The organism is Mesorhizobium sp. M0410 (genome assembly GCF_040321435.1).
GTDB lineage: Bacteria > Pseudomonadota > Alphaproteobacteria > Rhizobiales > Rhizobiaceae > Mesorhizobium.
The window spans coordinates 146,589-164,801 of the sequence record NZ_JAMYRN010000007.1 but is presented as its reverse complement, the minus strand read 5'-3'; the positions used below and the strand labels follow the sequence as shown (position 1 = coordinate 164,801).

The window sequence follows — 18,213 nt, the reverse complement described above, 5'->3', positions numbered from 1 at the left end:
AGTTTGGGTATCCAAGGCGGCGCGGGAGCCGCCGGAGCGGCTGCCAGCCAGTGATGCCTTCGAGATGAAGCCGGGCAATCTTCCGCCCGATAAAAAATGAATTCAAACTGAGACACTACCTCATTGTTTCAGAAATGAAAAAATATCTCGGCATGCCTGCTCCGGCTGGTTGGTTTATGTCGTCGCGAGCGGTCTCAGGAACAGCGTTGGATTCGTACAGGACAGCACTGTACGATTTTGACATCGGGATTCATGGCATTCAGGCCTTCATGCGTCAGGTCGATCGAACAGCACCCCCAGCCCATGCTCGAACGCACATGCCGCAATCATTTCGTCCAGGGCTTTTCCGGAGACCGGGCAATTCGGCATGACAGCCGTGATCGCCATCTCAGCCGCTGCGGTGGAAACCTCATCGTGGCGCCTCTTCCTGGTCTCGATATATTGCTCGATCAGAATTTTCAGGCGCCGCGCTGCAATCTCGTCAACGACCATCGTTCTCCCTCGATTCGGCACAATGTCCGTCTTCCGGGTGAAAGGTCCGCTGCCATTGGGTAGCAGCGGACCACTCGGCTGGGTGACCCAATGGCCCGAGGCGGGGGTCTCGGACCGTCACACAATAGCTTCGAGAGGCCACTCGTTCCACAGAACGCTGTCGTTGGTAATATTCGTACACTGAACATTGCCGCAGGCAGTCGGCGACTGTGCGATTTTTCGGCCAAGCTGCAGTCGCCGGATACCGGATCAGCTCCGGCTTTGATAGCTGTAGATGCCTGCGCCGATCGCGACCGCTCCTACGGTGATCAGAATCGATGGCACCCCCATCAACGTCGCGACGATCCCCCAGACGATGGCGACGGCGATTGCGCCGGCAGTTCCCAGGACCAGTCTAAGCCGTTTCGACATTATCCATTCCCCCAAAAAATGCATCTTTGGCCCTTCCGGTCGAAATACCGCAATGCGGCACCATTGTCTGCGCTTCGTCCAACTTTCTATGCCCGCCCCTGAGCCCGACCGCTGAGGCGTAAGCGATCCGTATGCGGCCCTGTTGCAAACACCCACTCGACAGCGAGGAAGCTTTGGGCGCGAGCCCGAGAAGCGAGGCGTCAGAAAGCGAGGTATCTATGCAAAATTTTCGGAATTTACTCCGGTTCTCGATCATGGCCATGGCGGCCACGACAACCGCAATAGTCATCACGGGCCTTACGCCTAAGACAACCGAAGCGACTTTGATTTGCCATAGGTTGGTCTGCCAGAAGGCGAGCAATGAACCCAGTGCCTTCGGCACCAAAAATCAGCGTAAATCCACCTGCGAAAATGTAAGCGAGGGCGCTAACAACCGTCCCTCCCCGCACAATGTCAACAAGGGGCCCATCGGCAGCTCAAGCAGCAGCGGTTCGAGCGGACAAGCAGTTCGAGTGGCCGCAGCGGCTCGAGCGGCAGCAGCGGATCAAGCGGCAGCGGTGCTTCGAGCGGCGGCAATGACGGCAGTAGCGGGTCCAGCAGCGGCAACGATGGGACAAGCAGCAGCGCCGCAAGCGGCTCCAGCGGTTCGAGCGGCGGCAGCAGCGGATCGACGGCGGCGGATCGACCAGCGGAACAGGCGGTACCAGCGGCGGTGGCCACTCTACTTGACCCATGCCGGCGACCTGGCGGCCGCCAACGGCAATCAATCCTCATAACAACGGGAGTAGTAGCTTGACGCTCCAACCGAAATCGGCGACCGCGCCCCTCACCGGCCCCGCAGGATTGCTTGGTCTTGCGCTGGCTGTCGCGATGCTCGTCGACAGAAGCTGGCCTGTGCATTTGCAGGCCATGAACGCGTCTGTTCGCAAAAGCGCGTCGGTCGCCGATCGGGCGCTCCGGCTGAATGCCACCCGTGATCTGACGGTCTGCGGCAGTTGGCGCGCCTATCGCCTCAGCGCGTGATCGCGATGCCGCTCCTCGCCGCTCATCGGCAACGGCCGATCGCCCTCGAGCAGGCGGGTGATCCGTGCGAAGCCGGTAAAAGCCTTTCGCGCTTCCTCGGCCGACATCCGGCCGGCCATGGCAGCAGCGCAGCAATTCACGGCGCACTGGTAAACTGGCCCGCGCCGCCCGGCCGGCCATTTTCGCAAGAATGCCATTGCTTCGGCAACGCTGTCGATCTCCTCCACGGGCTGTCCCTGTCCGCGCAAAATCCGCACAGGTGAAAAGAATTGCAAACGGTCCATCGTTCCTCCCCGTCGACCGGTTGCGTGCGATCGAACCCCACTAAACTCGCGAACCGGGCTTTGGTTCCCGGCAAAGAGGGCTTGGCTTGGAAAATGTTGGCCGGACCAGACGAGCAGCGGTGGAAACGCCCGGCAGCCCCTATCGGATGACATCTTGCCCCAATTGGATGACATCTTGCTATGGTACGGGAACGTTAGCGCGGCTGATGCATTTCGATGCCACGAACAGTCTTGTTTGAGGGAAATGCCAAAACATGAGAATAGCCCATGTGGCGCCGCTCCATGAATCCGTGCCACCCCGGTTCTATGGAGGGACGGAGCGCATCGTCTCCTATCTGACCGAGGGATTGGTCGAGCTTGGCCATGACGTGACCCTGTTCGCCAGCGGCGATACCAAGACATCGGCGAAATTGGTGGCGTGTCGCGAGCGCGCGCTCCGTCTCGATCCGCGCCCGCACAAATCCGAAACCGCGGCGCATCTCGCGATGCTCGCCGAGGTGAGGAACCGGGCGCAACAGTTCGACATCATCCATTTCCATCTCAGCCACTTCCTGCATTTTCCTTTCTTCGAACACATACCTGACCGCACGGTGACGACACCGCATGGCAGGCTCGACTATGTCGACCTGGCCCCGGCCTACGAACGTTTTCCGCGCTTTCCGATGATCTCGATTTCGCGCAGCCAGAGAACCGGGCTACCCACGGCCAATTGGCTGGCGACCATCCATCACGGGCTGCCGATCAATATCTACGAGCCGACTTTCGAGACGGATGCGGACGAGCCGTATCTGGCCTTTCTGGGCCGGCTGTCGCGCGACAAGCGGCCGGACCGTGCCATTGAGATCGCCTTGCGCTCCGGGCTGAAACTGAAGGTTGCGGCAAAGATCGGCGACGACGACCGCGCTTTTTTTCACGACACGGTCGAGCCGCTGATCGACGGCGACCGTGTCGACTACATCGGCGAGATCGAAGAGGACAGAAAAGCGGAATTCCTCGGCAAGGCGGCCGGCCTGCTGTTTCCGATCGATTGGCCGGAGCCGTTCGGTCTTGCCGCGATAGAGGCTATGGCCTGCGGCACGCCGGTGATCGCCTGGAAATGCGGTGCCCTGCCGGAGATCATCGACCACGGCGTGACCGGTTTCCTTGTCGATTCAGTCGATGCTGCTGTCGCCTCGATACCGGAATTGCTGCGCCTCGACAGGCGACAGGTGAGAGCCGTATTCGAAAACCGTTTTTCTGCCACGAGAATGGCCCACGACTATGTGACTGCCTATGCGCGCCTGATCGGCACTCCCGGTGAAGCGAGAGCGTCCTGATCGGCGTCATTGTGGACGTTGGAAACGAAACGACAGAGCTTGTGACGTATGAATCAACTCGACGAGCGTAAGCTTGATCCCGCTGTAGCCCTTGCCTCGCTCGACGAGGTTGCGCCCCGGGAGCCGCACCGACTGTTCGCCCTCAAGCAAGGCGACTGCTTCGCGGTGGCCGACGCTTATGGCGACATCCGCGGCGCCGGCGACGGCTTTTTCCGAGACGACACGCGTGTGCTTTCGGAATTCCGGCTGACGATCGGTGGCCGGCAAATGTCGCTGCTGGGCGCATCGCTCAGCCAGGACAATGTGCTTTTCACCTCGAACCTGACCAATCTGCCGATCCAGAGTGTCGGTGGCCGCGACATTCCGCAGGGCGCGATCCACATAGAACGCGTCAGGCTGCTTTGGCAGGACCGGCTGTTCGAGCGCATCACCCTTTCGAACTACAGCCAGGAATCGTCGGCCATTCGGGTTTCCTTGCATTTCGCAGCAGATTTCCGCGACATGTTCGAGGTGCGCGGTTCGACCCGGCTCAAGCGCGGAATAGCCCACGCCGCCGAGACCAGTCCGACATCCGTGGTGCTTCGATATGACGGGCTGGACCAGCTCGTACGCCTGTCGGCGATCTCGTTCTCGCAGGCGCCGGACAATTTGACCGCCAGCCGTGCGGATTTCCTGGTTGCGGTGACGAAGCGCAGTAGCGAGGTCCTCTATATCGAGGTCGGCCCGGAGGTGGCGGAGACACCCGACCGCGACCGTTTTCGGGCTGCCGCCGCCCGCGCTCGCTTCGGCATGCGCGCCAAACGCCGCCACGGCGCGACGGTGCACAGCTCCGGCCGCGTCTTCAACGACTGGATCGAACGCGCGCGCGCAGACGTGGCGTTGCTGACCACCGAGCTTGCAACCGGACCTTACCCCTATGCCGGCATACCCTGGTTCTCGACGGCGTTTGGCCGTGACGGGGTGATTTCCGCACTGCAGATGCTGTGGTTGAATCCTGGGCTGGCGCGCGGCGTACTTGCCTTTCTCGCCCAGCATCAGGCAACCGAAACGTCGCCGTTCAGCGATTCGCAGCCGGGCAAGATCATGCACGAGACCCGCAAGGGCGAGATGGCGGCGCTGCGGGAGCTCCCGTTCGGCCGCTATTACGGCGGTGTCGATACCACGCCGCTCTACATTCATCTCGCTTGCGCCTATGCGGATCGTACCGGCGACATGGCGTTCGTCGACAGCCTGTGGCCATCGCTCTGTGCAGCGGCCGAATGGACGGAAGAGACAAGCCGCGCGACCGGCTTCGTTACCTACCAGCGCGGCGCCGAGACCGGCCTCGCCAACCAGGGCTGGAAGGACAGTTTCGATTCCGTCTTCCATGCCGATGGCCGCATGCCCAAGGGGCCGATCGCCCTGGTCGAGGTGCAAGGCTACGTCTTTGCTGCGTTCCGTGGGCTGGCGGCGCTCGCCCGCCGCCGCGGCGAGGACGACAAGGCCGATCATTGGGAGGAACGCGCCGAAACCATGCGCGCCGCGGTGGAACGCCATTTCTGGATGGACGATCTCAATTTCTATGCACTGGCGATCGATGGTGCAGGCGAGCTCTGCAAGGTACGGACGTCGAATGCCGGCCATCTTCTCTATGTCGGGCTGCCCGAGCCGGAACGGGCGCAGATGGTCGCCGATCAGCTGCTCTCCGCGTCGTTCCACTCTGGTTGGGGAGTGAGGACGCTGGCCGACGATGCGATATTCTTCAATCCGATGTCCTACCACAATGGCTCGATCTGGCCGCACGACACCGCCATGTGCGGTGCCGGCCTGGCACGTTACGGCGTGCGCGACAGCGTGGTCCGGCTGATGAGCGGCACGTTCGAATCGGCTGTCCATTTCAACATGCGGCTGCCGGAACTGTTCTGCGGCTTTACCCGGTCGCCGGGCGAAGCGCCGATCGCCTATCCCGTCGCGTGCCTGCCGCAGGCCTGGTCGGCGGGATCGGCCTTCATGCTGATGCAGGCCTGCCTTGGCCTCGAAATCGACGGCTGGAAGAGCGAAATCCGGGTCACCCGCCCAAGGCTGCCGATCGGCATCGACACGCTGACATTGCGGCATCTGGGTGTCGGCTCGACGGTGGTCGACCTCACATTCCAGCGTGTCGGCGACCGGGTCGTCGCCTTTCTCGCCGATCGGTATGAGGGGATGGTGCCGCTCATCGTGCGCACTTGATGCCGCCGCGCTGCGACGCATCGAAATGATGCCCGGCATTGCAATCGTCCGGAACCGATAGCCTCTTTGTGCGTTGCAAAATGGGCAGCGGGGGATGCTGTCGTCGTCACACGGCAGCGAACCAGAAAAACAAACAGAAACGGCTATCGGCCGGCCGGAGGCGAGATCACATTCGATGTCAGATTATACTGTAAACCTGCTCTGGGTTTTGCTGATTGCAAGTTTTGGCTTTTCCGCTTTTGCCATTCTCCTATCGATATCCCGCCAGCGCCGCGGCCGCGCAACGGCGGCCGCATACACGCCGAGCGAGGATGTCGCGTCGGAAGCGGCACGCAAGGTGCTGCGCGAGTTCGAAAAGAACGGCCAATCGGCCGATGCGGCACTCGTCACGTGGTCGCCCGACACCTTGCGCAAGATCCTGGCCGATGACCTGCCGGACGCACAGGTCATCGTCGTGTCCAACCGCGAACCCTACATCCACAACATCAAGGATGACGGCGTGCAACTTTTAGTGCCGGCCAGCGGGCTGGTTTCGGCACTCGAGCCCATCACCCGCGCCTGTGCCGGCACCTGGATCGCCTATGGCGGCGGCACGGCAGACCGCCTCACAGTCGACAAGGACGACCGGGTGCAGGTGCCGCCAGGCAATCCGTCCTACACGCTGCGCAGGGTCTGGCTGACGGAGGAGGAATATCAAGGCTATTATCTGGGTTTCGCCAATGAGGGGCTATGGCCGCTTTGCCATATCGCCTTCACCCGCCCCGTGTTTCGCGCCTCGGACTGGGACGCCTACGAGGCCGTCAACCGCAAATTCGCCGATACGGTGGTTGCCGAAGCCCGCAACGAACGGCCGATCGTGCTAGTGCAGGACTACCATTTTGCGCTGCTGCCGCGCATGATTCGCCAGCGCCTGCCGGACGCGATAGTCATCACCTTCTGGCATATCCCCTGGCCCAATTCGGAAGTGTTCAGCATCTGTCCGTGGCGTGAGCGGATCCTGGAGGGACTGCTCGGCAGTTCGATCATCGGCTTTCATACCCAATTCCATGCCAACAACTTCACCGAAAGTGTCGACCGCTTTCTGGAGAGCCGGATCGAACGGGCAGACGCGGCAATCTCCTATGGTGGGCAGACCACATTGGTCCACGCCTATCCCATTTCCATAGAATGGCCGGCCCAATTGCTGGCAAAACTGCCGTCTGTCGAGGAGTGCCGCGCCCGTGTCCGCGACAGATTCGGCCTGTCAGCGGATACCAAACTGTGCATCGGAGTCGAGCGCCTCGACTACACGAAAGGCATTCTCGATCGCTTCCATGCCTTGGACGAATTGTTCACGAAATATCCCGAATGGATAGGCAAGGTGGTTTTCCTGCAGATCGCGGCGCCGAGCCGGGGGACATTGCCCGCCTACCAGCAACTCCACGACGAATGCCGCCGCTATGCCGACGAGCTCAACCGGCGCTATGGCAGCGAGACATACAGTCCTATCCTGATGGTCGCCGAACATCATCGGCAGGAGCAGGTCTACGAGGTCTATCGCGCCGCCGACATCTGCATGGTCACCAGCCTGCATGACGGCATGAACCTTGTCGCCAAGGAATTCGTCGCAGCGCGCGACGACGAACAGGGCGTGCTTTTGCTCAGCACCTTCGCCGGTGCGTCGCGCGAGCTGCTGGAAGCACTGATCGTTAACCCCTACGATGCGGCCATGATGAGCGAGGCGCTGTTGCAGGCGCTGACGATGACGCCGGAAGAGCAGCGCGAACGTTTGCGGCCGATGCGTGAGATGGTCCGCGACAACAACGTCTACCGCTGGGCCGGCAGCATGCTGCTGGACGCCGCGCGCCTGCGCAAACGCGGCGATCTCGACAGGGTGACCGGAACCGGCGAGCGCCCGCCATCGAACACCAACAACGTCATCTCGATGTTCGAGCGGGCACGGAAGGCAGCATCGTGAAAAGCTTTGAACAACCGCCGGCGTTGAACCTGTCGGAAGGGCAATGGGCGCTCTTCCTCGACATCGACGGAACCTTGCTGGAACACGCTGCCCATCCCGACGCGGTGTTCGTCGGCGAGGAATTGCGCAATCTGCTTGGACGCATCGAGCGGCGGCTGGATGGTGCGGTCGCTTTCATCACCGGCCGATCGATCCCCGCCGTGGACAAGCTGTTCCATCCGCTGAAGCTGCGGATCGCCGGACTATATGGGCTGGAGCACCGGCTGACGCCGACGGGTCCCATCGATGCCGCCGACGCGCCGGCCGACATCGCCGCCCTTGCCGACGAGATCGAGGCCGAACTGGGCAGCGGCAAGGTCTATGTCGAGCGCAAGGGGCCGGTCCTTGCCGTTCATACAAGAGCAGCACCGCAACTGCTTGCGCCCGCAATCCAGCTCGTCGAACAGGCATTGGCCCGGCTTCCGAAGGGTTATCGGGTGCTTCCGGGAAACGCCGGCGTCGAGCTCATGCCCCTGGAAGCCGTCAAAGGTGCAGCCATCCGGCGTTTTATGGACATTCCGCCCTTTGTCGGCCGGCGGCCGATATTCCTCGGAGACGATACATCGGACGAACACGGTTTCGAGGCGATCAATGAAATTGGCGGCATCTCCATCCGTGTGAAGCCGAACGGGCCGACGGCCGCAAACTATGCCCTCGACGACGTGACCGGCGCAATAGCCTGGCTCAAGGCCAGTTTCGAGACATCGGCGGTCTCCGGTGCTCTACCGGCCGACAAGCAGGCAGAGACCGAATCAAGGGCGAAGATCAACATCGCAGCCACGGCATCGTCCGGCCGATAAGCGCGGTTCTCATTGAATGTCTTTAAGGCCAAAGCCGGCAAATCGTCTGCTTGCCGGTTCCCCTGCGTCAGGCTTAACCTGCTCCCATGCGTGGAGGCGCGTGCCATAACGAGGGGAGGACATAGCAATGACCATACAAGGCGCATCACCGGACCTGTACAATGACGATCTCGCCCCGGCGAAGGTTCGAAACTGGGGACCGTTCTCGATCTTCAACGTCTGGACGTCGGATGTCCACAGCCTGTGGGGCTACTATCTGGCGGCCAGCCTGTTCCTGTTTTGCGGCGGCTTCGTCAACTTCATCATCGCCATCGGTATCGGTTCGCTGATCATCTATGCATTGATGAACATGGTCGGCTATGCCGGCGTGAAGACCGGGGTGCCCTACCCTGTCCTGGCGCGTGCCTCCTTCGGCATCTGGGGCGCCAACATACCGGCGCTGGTGCGCGCCATAGTCGCCTGCTTTTGGTACGGCGCGCAGACGGCGGCTGCCTCAGGCGCGATCGTAGCTCTGCTGATCCGCTCGCAGTGGTTCGCCGACTTCAACCAGAGCACACATTTCCTCGGCCACTCCGGGCTCGAGGTGATCTGCTTCGCCGTCATCTGGGCGCTGCAGCTCCTGATCATCCAGAAGGGCATGGAAACGGTGCGCCGCTTCCAGGATTGGGCCGGACCGGCGGTGTGGGTGATGATGCTGATCCTGGCCATCTATCTTTGCATCAAGGCAGGCACCTTCGCCTTCACCAGCGACATCCCGATGGATGTGCTGCTGGAAAAGACGAAGGACGCGGGCGTGCCGGGCACGCCGGGCTCCTGGACCTCGCTGTTTGCGGTGGCGGCTATCTGGGTGACCTATTTCTCCGCCCTCTATCTCAACTTCTGCGATTTCGCCCGCTATGCGCCGGACAAGGCATCGCTGCGCAAGGGCAACATCTGGGGCCTGCCGGTCAATCTCATCCTGTTCTCGCTTGTCGCCGGCGTCACCACGATCGCCGCCTTCGACGTTTATGGCGAAGTGCTGCTGCATCCCGACCAGATCTCGGCGAAGTTCGACAGCTGGTTCCTGGCGGCGCTCGCAGCGCTGACTTTTGCGGTGGCGACGCTCGGCATCAATGTGGTGGCGAACTTCGTGTCGCCGGCCTTTGACTTCTCCAACGTTTTTCCACGCCAGATCGACTTCAAGAAGGGCGGTTACATCGCGGCGTTGATAGCGCTTGTGCTTTATCCTTTCGCGCCCTGGGAAGGCAGTGCTGCCTCGTTCGTCAACATCATCGGCGCGACGATGGGGCCGATCTTCGGCGTGATGATGGTCGACTATTACCTGATCCGGAAGGGCGAGGTCGACGTCGAGGCGCTCTACAGGGAGAATGGCGAATTCCGCTTCCAGGGCGGCTGGCATGTCAATGCCTTCATCGCCGCCGGTATCGGCGCGGTCTTCTCCTCGATCCTGCCCAACTTCACCAGCCTGCTGCCGTCATGGTGGGGCGTCTATGGCTGGTTCTTCGGCGTGGCAATTGCCGGCGTCATCTATTACGTGCTGCGCACGATGGCACTCGGTGCCGGAGCCAGGATAGCCAAAGCTTGAGCGATTCGGGGCGGCGCAAGCCGCCCCGTTCATTCTGCGACCATCTCGGCCAGGCGGCGTACGGTGTTCCAGTTGCGCGAGGTGCCGATGCCCAGGCGTTTGTGACTGACCGCTGCAAGCAGCCGCGAACTCGGCGTCTCGCGCGAAAAGACGATCCAGATGTCGCCGCCGACAATCCGCAGCTTCTCGCCCTTGCCGGCATAGGCCTCAAGCGCCGCGGCGGCCTCGTCGCGAACGGGCGCCCGCATCACGCGCACCGCCACCTGGTCCGCGGCCTCAGCCGATTCGGCTGGGAACGGATTGCCGGCCGCCAGCCCCAGCCAGCAGTCGGCGCGGCGCACGATGATGTCCACGTGGCGGCCGAAAGTCTTTACGAACGCCGCCTCCAGCCGCTGCTCCAACGCCGCAAGTTCTGTTTCTTGCGCCTCGAAAACAAGATTGCCGGTCGCCACCAGCGTGCGCGGGTTATTCAGGCCCAGGCCTTCGGCCATCGCCTTCAGATCGGACATGACGACCCGCCGCCCCTCGCCCAGAACAATGCTATAGAGCAGCGCGACGTAAGTTTGCATGGGCGGCTGTTTAGACCAGACGCGACTGCTCTACCGCCGCTTCGATGAAGCTGGCAAACAGCGGGTGTGGATCGAGCGGCCGGCTTTTCAGCTCGGGATGGTACTGCACGCCGATGAACCAGGGGTGGTCTGGATATTCGACCGTTTCCGGCAGCACGCCGTCCGGCGACATGCCGGCAAACACCAGGCCGCAATTCTCGAGCCGCTCCTTGTAGTCGACATTGACCTCGTAGCGGTGACGATGGCGTTCGGAAATCTGGGTATCGCCATAGATCGCAGCGATCTTCGATCCCTTGGCGAGGTCGGCCTGGTAGGCACCAAGCCGCATGGTACCGCCAAGGTCGCCGGTTTCCCTGCGCTTTTCCAGCATGTTGCCCTTCAGCCATTCGGTCATCAAGCCGACGACCGGCTCCTCGGTCGGGCCGAACTCGGTCGATGATGCGTGCTCGACGCCGGCCAGCGAGCGCGCCGCCTCGATGCAGGCCATCTGCATGCCGAAGCAGATGCCGAAATACGGCACCTTGCGCTCGCGCGCGAACTTCGCCGCCAGGATCTTGCCCTCCGAGCCGCGCTCGCCAAAACCGCCGGGGACGAGAATGCCATGGACCTTCTCCAGCCATGGCGCCGGGTCTTCCTTCTCGAATATCTCGCTTTCGATCCAGTCGAGCTTGACCTTCACCCGGTTGGCGAGGCCACCATGCGACAGCGCCTCGATCAGCGATTTGTAGGCGTCTTTGAGGCCGGTATATTTGCCGACGACGGCAATGGTCACTTCGCCTTCCGGATTGTGGATGCGGTTGGACACCGCTTGCCACCGTTCCATGCGCGGCTTCGGCGCCGGATCGATGCCGAAGGCGGCCAGCACTTCCGAATCCAGCCCTTCATTGTGATAGGCCATCGGCACGTCGTAGATGTGCGGGACGTCGAGCGCCTGGATGACGGCGCTTTCGCGGACATTGCAGAACAACGACAGCTTTCTGCGCTCTTCCTTGGGGATCGGCCGGTCGGCGCGGACCAGCAGTATGTCGGGTGCAATACCGATGCCGCGCAACTCCTTGACTGAATGCTGCGTCGGCTTGGTCTTCAGTTCGCCCGCGGTCGGAATGTAAGGCATTAAGGTCAGGTGGACGTAGACGGCGTTGTTGCGCGGCAGGTCGTTGCCGAGTTGGCGGATCGCCTCCAGGAACGGCATCGCTTCGATGTCGCCGACGGTGCCGCCGATCTCGCACAGCACGAAATCGTAATCGTCATTGCCGTTGAGGACGAAGTTCTTGATCTCGTCGGTGACGTGCGGAATGACCTGCACGGTGGCGCCGAGATAGTCGCCACGCCGCTCGCGCTCGATGATGTTCTTATAGATGCGGCCGGTGGTGATGTTGTCTTGCTGGTTGGCCGAGCGGCCGGTGAAGCGCTCATAATGGCCAAGATCGAGATCGGTCTCGGCCCCGTCATCGGTCACAAAGACTTCGCCGTGCTGATAGGGCGACATCGTGCCGGGATCGACATTGAGATAGGGATCGAGCTTTTTGATGCGTGCGCGATAGCCCCGCGCCTGCAAGAGAGCCCCAAGGGCCGCCGCAGCAATGCCTTTTCCAAGTGAGGAAACCACGCCGCCTGTGATGAATACATATCGCGCCATGGGAGTCATCGCTTAACGCGGCCGAATTGATTCCGCCAGAGAAAAAACCGCCGCGAAGGCTTTTTCCCAAGAAGGCGCTCTGGTCGTTGGCGTATCAAAACAAAAGGGCCGGCGAGGCCGGCCCTTTTGGCACGATCTGTCAAAGCGTCAGATGATGACGACTTTGGTGCCTACTTTCACCCGGCGGTAAAGGTCCATGACGTGCTCGTTGATCATGCGGAAGCAGCCATTGGAGGCGCTGGTTCCGATCGACTGCGGCGCGATGGTGCCGTGAATGCGCAGGTGGGTATCCTTCTTGCCGTCGTAAAGATAGATGGCGCGCGCACCGAGCGGATTGTCGCCGCCGCCGGGCATACCGTCCTTGTATTGGCCATAGTGCTTGGGTTCGCGCTTTTGCATATCCAGCGTCGGAATCCAGCGCGGCCATTCCTGCTTGTCGCCGACGGCAACCGTACCCTTGAACTGCAGGCCTTCCCGGCCGACCGCGATGGCATAACGGCGGGCGGTTGACGATGATTCGACGAGGTAGAGACGGCGAGCGCTGGTATCGATGACGATGGTGCCCGGGTTGTAGCCAGTGAATTCGACCTCCTGCGGCACGAATTCCGGCTTGACCTTGAACTGCCGCTTGGCCTGCTTCCTTTCGAGTGCGGCGTCGAGCGCGCGTGTTTCCGGAAGCAGCGACATTGACGACGAAGTTGTGCCGCCGAACAGTCCCGCGAACAGCCCGACGCTCTGCGGCTTCTGCCCCACCGGTTCGCTGCGCAACTCGCCATTGTTGCCGGTCAGGGCAACGTTCATGGCCTCGGCCGGGATCGGCTCGGCCGACTGGATCGGCGCAATCGGTTCGATGATGTTGAGGGTCTTCTTCTTCTTGGCTGGCGTAGCGTCAGCCACCTTCGCCGCCGCGAGCGGCTGGCTCTTCTTGGCAAGGAATGCCTGCCGTTCCGCATCGGCTTTGGCTTTCGCCGCCTCCCGCATCGCCAGCTTCCTGGCTTCGAGTGCTTTGGCGCGAGCGGCTTCCTTGTCGGCTGCGATCTTGGCTTCGATCTTGCGGATCTGCGCAAGGTCGTCCGGCGTCGGATCTTTCTTCTTCTTGAGAAGCTTCAATTGCGCCGCATCGCTTTTGGCAGCGACGTTGACGACGTCGGTTGTTGCTGCGGCTTTATGGGCCGAGTTTGCCGTCGGCATGGCCGCGTAAGCGGGCGCACCTAGGCTGAGCACGGCACAAAGGCCGGCAAAAATGAAGCTGCGAAGCTGCATGGGGAAGATCCGATCGTTCAATGCTTGTTGCCCACGGCATCGCCCGGCGCCCCCCAAGGACGCCGAGAATGCCGCGTGCAACCTATAATCGATTAGCCGGAAGCGCCTCAAGCGCGCGGTGCGGTCGAATCTTCGTGATCGTGCGGCATTTGCCGCGACTGTGTTCAAACGACAACAGATCGCGGCATAAGATGCCCGATTACTGGTTGGGGACCTGCGGCGTGGCCGGCGCGGTGGCGCCGTTTGTCGCTGGCGGCGTCGCCGGAGCGGTTGCCGGCGGCGTCGTTGCCGCGCCATTGCCGGACGGCGGGGTCGGCGCCGTGGTGCCCGAAGGCGGCGTCGGCGTCGTGGTTCCGGGCAATTGGTTGAGTACGCCCTTGCCTGCCCCGTCCGAGGTCGCCGGCACGCGATCGAGAATGTCGATCGGCTTTTCGCCATAGCGCGCTACGATCGACAGTGTCAGCGAAGTGACGAAGAAAGCTGCGGCCAGGATCGCCGTCGCCCGCGTCAGCGCATTGGCGGCGCCACGCGCGGTCATGAAGCCCGATCCGCCGCCGATGCCGAGGCCGCCGCCTTCGGAGCGCTGCAGCAGCACCACGCCGACAAGCGCGAGCACGACCATGAGGTGGACGACGATCAGTACGGTTTCCATAATTTATCCTGGCAAGGCCTGGTGCGGCCGCTGATTTGGAGGCGGCTCAATACAATGCTTTGACGGCATTTCCAAGCCCGTGGCCGGAATATGGGAAGCAATGCGTCCTTTGCAACGATTTCGGCGCCGGCCGTCCGCTCAAATGCAGCAAGCAGCCTTGTATCAAGCGATGTTTCGATAGGCTTCCGCGATGCCGAGGAAGTCCGCCGCCTTTAGGCTGGCGCCGCCGACCAGCGCGCCATCGACATTCCTGACGCCTAGCAACTCGACGGCGTTGGACGGCTTGACCGAGCCGCCGTAGAGAATGCGCATCTTGGCCGCCGTATTGCCGAGCTTCCGGGCCAGTTCTTCGCGGATATGCGCATGTGCCTCGGCGACGTCGGCGGCGGTCGGGGTCAAGCCGGTGCCGATCGCCCATACCGGCTCATAGGCAATGACGGTGTTGGAAGCCGTGGCGTTTGGCGGGACCGAGCCAGCGACCTGGCGCGACAGCACGTCGAGCGTGGCTCCTGCTTCGCGTTCGGCTCTTGTCTCACCAATGCAGATGATGGCCACCAGCCCGGCACGCCATGCGGCGGAGGCCTTGGCCTGCACTAAGGCATCGTCCTCCTTGCGATCGGCGCGGCATTCGGAATGGCCGACAATGACATGGCTGGCTCCTGCATCCTTCAGCATCTCGGCCGAAATGCAGCCGGTATAGGCGCCGCTTTCCTCGGTGTGGCAATCCTCTCCGCCGGCCCGCACCGGTGTGCGCGACAGAATCTCGGCGGCGTGCGCAAGTAAGGTCGCCGGCACGCAGAGCACCGCTTCGGTCTCGGCGTCGAGCCCGCTCATGAAGCCGTTGCCGATCATCCTGAGCTCGTTGAGCGAGGCGCTGGTACCGTTCATTTTCCAGTTGCCGGCGACGAGCGGGCGGATTCCAGGCGTCATGGGATTGTTTCTCCGGGCAATTTCCAGCTGGCCCTCACTATCAAAATCAGGCCACAAAGCAATCGACAGTGAGCAGGAAGGGCGCTATTGCGCTTGTTTCAGACTCGGCGCATGCGAAATGCGCAAAAATCGGAAGTACTCATGCTTGGTATGTTGAGAAGTGCGGCAGGGACCTGGGTCGCGAAACTGCTGCTGTCATTGTTGGTGTTGAGCTTCGCCGTCTGGGGTATCTCGGGACGGCTGATGGGCGGTCTTGCCGGCCATGACGCCGTGATCACGGCCGGAGTCACCAAGGTCTCTATCAACGAATACCGCCTCGCCTATGATCGCCAGCTCAGCGTCATGTCGCAGCAATTCGGCCAGCGCATCAGCCGTGAGCAGGCGACGGCGCTCGGCATCGACAACCAGGTGCTGGCGCAACTCGTATCGGGTGCCGTCCTCGACGAGCAGGCCCGCAAGCTCGGCCTCGGCCTGTCCAAGGACCGGCTCGCCGAACTGACGCGTGAAGACCCGGCGTTCAAAGGGCCTGCCGGAACCTTCGACAGGAGAACGTTCGAGTACCTGCTTCGGCAGATCGGCATGCGGCCGGAAGACTATTTGAAGAACCGCGCCCAGGTCGCGGTCCGCCAGCAGATCGTCGAGGCGGTTTCGGACGGCCTCAAGGCCCCTGATACATTCTTCAAGGCGGTCGCGCTCTATCGCGGCGAAGATCGCACCATCGACTACCTGACCTTGCCGAAATCGCTTGTCGAGCCGATAGAAGCGCCGTCCGACAGCGTGCTTTCGGCCTATTTCGAGGACAACAAGAAAACCTACGCCGCGCCCGAATACCGCAAGTTCTCCTATGTCAGGCTCGAGCCGGAAGACATCATGGATTTGAGCGCGGTGACCGACCAACAGGTCAGCGACGACTACAACAAGAACAAGGCGCGCTACACCACGCCGGAGATGCGCACCATCGAGCAGCTTGTATTCAAGACGCCTGATGCCGCAAAGGCGGCGCTCGATTCGCTCAGGACCGGCGCGACTTTCGACAAGATCGTCGCCGCCGAGGGCAAGACCCCGGCCGACACGCTGCTCGGCACGCTGGCCAAGGACAAGATCGCCGACAAGGCGGTCGCCGACGCCGTCTTCAAGCTCAACGTCAATGAGGTCAGCCCGGTCGTACAAGGCGCATTTGGTCCCGTTCTGCTGCGCGTCACCGAGATCAAGCCGGAAGTGGTGAAGCCGCTGGCCGAAGTATCCGAGCAGATACGCAAGGACCTGGCACTGGGCGAGGCAAGCCGCATCTTGCTGGACGTGCACGACAATTACGAGGATACGCGCGCCTCGGGCAGTTCGCTCGCCGAGGCAGCCGCCAAATTGAAGCTGAAGGTCGTCACCATCGACGCCATCGACCGCACCGGCCAACGGCCGGATGGAAGCATCGTCAAAGACCTGCCGGAATCGCCGGCGCTCATCAAGGCGGTGTTCGAATCCGAACCCGGAACCGACAATGAAGGTCTCACCACCGCCGATAACGGCTTCGTCTTCTACGACGTGAGCGCGATCACGCCGGCCCGTGACCGCACATTGGACGAAGTCCGCCAGAAGGTCGTGGCCGACTGGACCGCGGCGGAGACCACCAAACGGCTCACCGCAAAAGCGCAAGAGCTCGAGAAGCGTCTCAAGGCCGGCGCGACGCTCGAGGTGATCGCCGGTGAGCTCAAGCTCGAAAAACAGACCAAGCGCGGCGTCAAGCGCGATGCTGACGACGTCGATTTCGGCAAGGAAGGGGCCGCCGCGATGTTCGGCGTCGGCGAAGGCGGCACCGGGCTGATCCCCTCGCCCACGGGCGACGGACAGATCTTGTTCAAGGTTGCCGAGGTATTCGAGCCCGCCGGGGCCGACGCCAGCTCAGTACCCCAGGACGCACAGAAATCCTTCACATCCGGCATGTCCGACGACCTGCTCGACCAGTTGGTAGCGCAGTTGCAGACGCAATATGACGTCCGCATCGATCAGACGGCCGTAACCCAAGCCCTGGCCAGATGAGCGCACTGAAGATCCACATCGCCAAGGTCGCCGCCGGCAGCGCTCTTTCTTTCGAGGAGGCGCGCGAGGCCTTCGACATTATCATGTCGGGCGATGCTACTCCGGGCCAGATAGGCGGCTTCCTGATGGCATTGCGCGTGCGCGGCGAGACCGTCAGCGAGATCGCCGGCGCCGTCGCCACCATGCGCGCCAAGATGCTGCGCGTCGAAGCCCCCGAGGGCGCCATCGACATTGTCGGCACCGGCGGCGACAATTCGCACAGCGTCAACATTTCGACCGCATCCGCCTTCGTCATCGCCGGCAGCGGCGTGCCCGTCGCCAAGCACGGCAATCGCGGACTGTCCTCGCTGACCGGCGCCGCCGATGTGCTGATCGCATTGGGCGTCAAAATCGACATCCCTCCGGAGACGATCGGCCGCTGCATTCACGAGGCCGGCGTTGGCTTCATGTTCGCGCCGGCGCATCACCCGGCGATGAAGCATGTCGGCCCGACCCGGGTCGAGCTCGGCACCCGGACCATCTTCAACCTGCTGGGCCCGCTTTCCAATCCGGCCAGTGTCAGACGGCAAATGGTCGGCGTGTTCCTGCCCGAATGGATCATGCCGGTGGCAGAAACGTTGAAGGAGCTTGGCGCCGACCACGCCTGGGTCGTCCATGGCGACGGCTATGACGAGATCACCACCACCGGCGAAACGCAGGTCGCCGAATTGGCCGGCGGCGAGATACGCAGCTTTGTGCTGACCCCGGAAGCAGTCGGGCTGACGCGTCACACCAAGGACGAGTTGCGCGGCGGCGACGCCGCCCACAACGCCCAGGCACTGCGCGACATGCTGGGCGGCGCCGCTGGCGCCTTTCGCGATACGGTGCTGATGAATGCCGGCGCCGGGCTGGTGGTGGCCGGCAAGGCGACGACGCTTGCCGACGGCATGGTAACGGCGGCGCAGGCCATCGACAGCGGCCGCGCGCTGAAAGTGCTCGACAGGCTGGTCGAGATTTCGAACGGTTAAA

The 18,213-nt window shown here is 62.3% G+C and carries 17 protein-coding genes; 8 read left to right on the top strand and 9 right to left on the bottom strand.

Annotated elements, in window-relative coordinates; translation table 11 throughout:
• Nucleotides 1-267: 267 nt before the first annotated feature.
• The 3 genes from NKI63_RS12320 to NKI63_RS12310 form a co-directional block, all read right to left on the bottom strand.
• Nucleotides 268-492, bottom strand: coding sequence for a hypothetical protein (locus tag NKI63_RS12320; protein ID WP_352507298.1), 225 nt, complete (start codon nt 490-492; stop codon nt 268-270).
• Nucleotides 493-741: 249 nt separating this feature from the next.
• Nucleotides 742-903 (bottom strand): hypothetical protein, encoded by a 162-nt coding sequence (locus NKI63_RS12315; RefSeq protein ID WP_352507299.1) that lies wholly within the window; start codon nt 901-903, stop codon nt 742-744.
• 453 nt (nt 904-1,356) lie between these two features.
• On the bottom strand, nt 1,357-1,623 hold the full coding sequence (locus NKI63_RS12310; protein ID WP_352507300.1) for a hypothetical protein: 267 nt from the start codon (nt 1,621-1,623) through the stop codon (nt 1,357-1,359).
• A gap of 72 nt (nt 1,624-1,695) precedes the next feature.
• Here NKI63_RS12310 and NKI63_RS12305 point away from each other — a divergent pair, with 72 nt between their 5' ends.
• Nucleotides 1,696-1,926 (top strand): hypothetical protein, encoded by a 231-nt coding sequence (locus NKI63_RS12305; RefSeq protein ID WP_352507301.1) that lies wholly within the window; start codon nt 1,696-1,698, stop codon nt 1,924-1,926.
• On the opposite strand, the gene NKI63_RS12300 is transcribed toward NKI63_RS12305, so the two are convergent.
• A complete protein-coding gene (locus NKI63_RS12300; RefSeq protein ID WP_352507302.1) occupies nt 1,908-2,210 on the bottom strand; it encodes a DUF982 domain-containing protein in 303 nt (100 codons plus the stop codon). The two genes, NKI63_RS12305 and NKI63_RS12300, sit on opposite strands and share 19 nt — an antisense overlap.
• A gap of 254 nt (nt 2,211-2,464) precedes the next feature.
• On the opposite strand from NKI63_RS12300, the gene NKI63_RS12295 reads away from it, so the two are divergent.
• The 5 genes from NKI63_RS12295 to NKI63_RS12275 all read left to right on the top strand — a co-directional run bounded on the left by NKI63_RS12295 (nt 2,465) and on the right by NKI63_RS12275 (nt 10,118).
• Complete coding sequence (locus tag NKI63_RS12295) at nt 2,465-3,526, top strand: glycosyltransferase family 4 protein (RefSeq protein WP_352507303.1); 1,062 nt, start codon at nt 2,465-2,467, stop codon at nt 3,524-3,526.
• A 48-nt stretch (nt 3,527-3,574) separates the two neighbouring features.
• The gene (locus NKI63_RS12290) at nt 3,575-5,737 is read left to right on the top strand and encodes an amylo-alpha-1,6-glucosidase (RefSeq protein ID WP_352478897.1); all 2,163 of its coding nucleotides are present in this window, start codon (nt 3,575-3,577) and stop codon (nt 5,735-5,737) included.
• A gap of 175 nt (nt 5,738-5,912) precedes the next feature.
• Entirely contained in the window at nt 5,913-7,694 is a 1,782-nt protein-coding gene (locus tag NKI63_RS12285) for an alpha,alpha-trehalose-phosphate synthase (UDP-forming) (protein ID WP_254817288.1), read from the top strand.
• On the top strand, nt 7,691-8,533 hold the full coding sequence (otsB, locus tag NKI63_RS12280) for a trehalose-phosphatase (protein ID WP_352507304.1): 843 nt from the start codon (nt 7,691-7,693) through the stop codon (nt 8,531-8,533). The genes NKI63_RS12285 and otsB overlap by 4 nt, the downstream gene beginning before the upstream one ends.
• 127 nt (nt 8,534-8,660) lie before the next feature.
• Nucleotides 8,661-10,118, top strand: coding sequence for an NCS1 family nucleobase:cation symporter-1 (locus NKI63_RS12275; RefSeq protein ID WP_254817290.1), 1,458 nt, complete (start codon nt 8,661-8,663; stop codon nt 10,116-10,118).
• 29 nt (nt 10,119-10,147) lie between these two features.
• Here NKI63_RS12275 and NKI63_RS12270 read toward each other — a convergent pair whose 3' ends face one another.
• The 5 genes from NKI63_RS12270 to tpiA all read right to left on the bottom strand — a co-directional run bounded on the left by NKI63_RS12270 (nt 10,148) and on the right by tpiA (nt 15,171).
• Nucleotides 10,148-10,687 (bottom strand): DUF1697 domain-containing protein, encoded by a 540-nt coding sequence (locus NKI63_RS12270; RefSeq protein ID WP_352507306.1) that lies wholly within the window; start codon nt 10,685-10,687, stop codon nt 10,148-10,150.
• Between the two features lie 10 nt (nt 10,688-10,697).
• The gene (gene pyrG, locus NKI63_RS12265) at nt 10,698-12,326 is read right to left on the bottom strand and encodes a CTP synthase (protein ID WP_352478901.1); all 1,629 of its coding nucleotides are present in this window, start codon (nt 12,324-12,326) and stop codon (nt 10,698-10,700) included.
• Nucleotides 12,327-12,473: 147 nt separating this feature from the next.
• The gene (locus NKI63_RS12260; protein ID WP_352507307.1) at nt 12,474-13,589 is read right to left on the bottom strand and encodes a L,D-transpeptidase; all 1,116 of its coding nucleotides are present in this window, start codon (nt 13,587-13,589) and stop codon (nt 12,474-12,476) included.
• Nucleotides 13,590-13,788: 199 nt separating this feature from the next.
• Nucleotides 13,789-14,241, bottom strand: coding sequence for a preprotein translocase subunit SecG (secG, locus tag NKI63_RS12255; protein WP_254817294.1), 453 nt, complete (start codon nt 14,239-14,241; stop codon nt 13,789-13,791).
• Nucleotides 14,242-14,403: 162 nt separating this feature from the next.
• Nucleotides 14,404-15,171 carry a triose-phosphate isomerase gene (gene tpiA / locus NKI63_RS12250; protein WP_352507308.1) on the bottom strand — a complete coding sequence of 256 codons (768 nt, stop codon included), beginning with the start codon at nt 15,169-15,171 and terminating at the stop codon, nt 14,404-14,406.
• A 141-nt stretch (nt 15,172-15,312) separates the two neighbouring features.
• Here tpiA and NKI63_RS12245 point away from each other — a divergent pair, with 141 nt between their 5' ends.
• Both NKI63_RS12245 and trpD read left to right on the top strand, forming a co-directional pair.
• The gene (locus NKI63_RS12245) at nt 15,313-17,205 is read left to right on the top strand and encodes a peptidyl-prolyl cis-trans isomerase (RefSeq protein WP_352507309.1); all 1,893 of its coding nucleotides are present in this window, start codon (nt 15,313-15,315) and stop codon (nt 17,203-17,205) included.
• A complete protein-coding gene (gene trpD / locus NKI63_RS12240; RefSeq protein ID WP_352507310.1) occupies nt 17,202-18,212 on the top strand; it encodes an anthranilate phosphoribosyltransferase in 1,011 nt (336 codons plus the stop codon). Before NKI63_RS12245 ends, trpD begins: the two co-directional genes overlap by 4 nt.
• Nucleotide 18,213 lies beyond the last annotated feature (1 nt).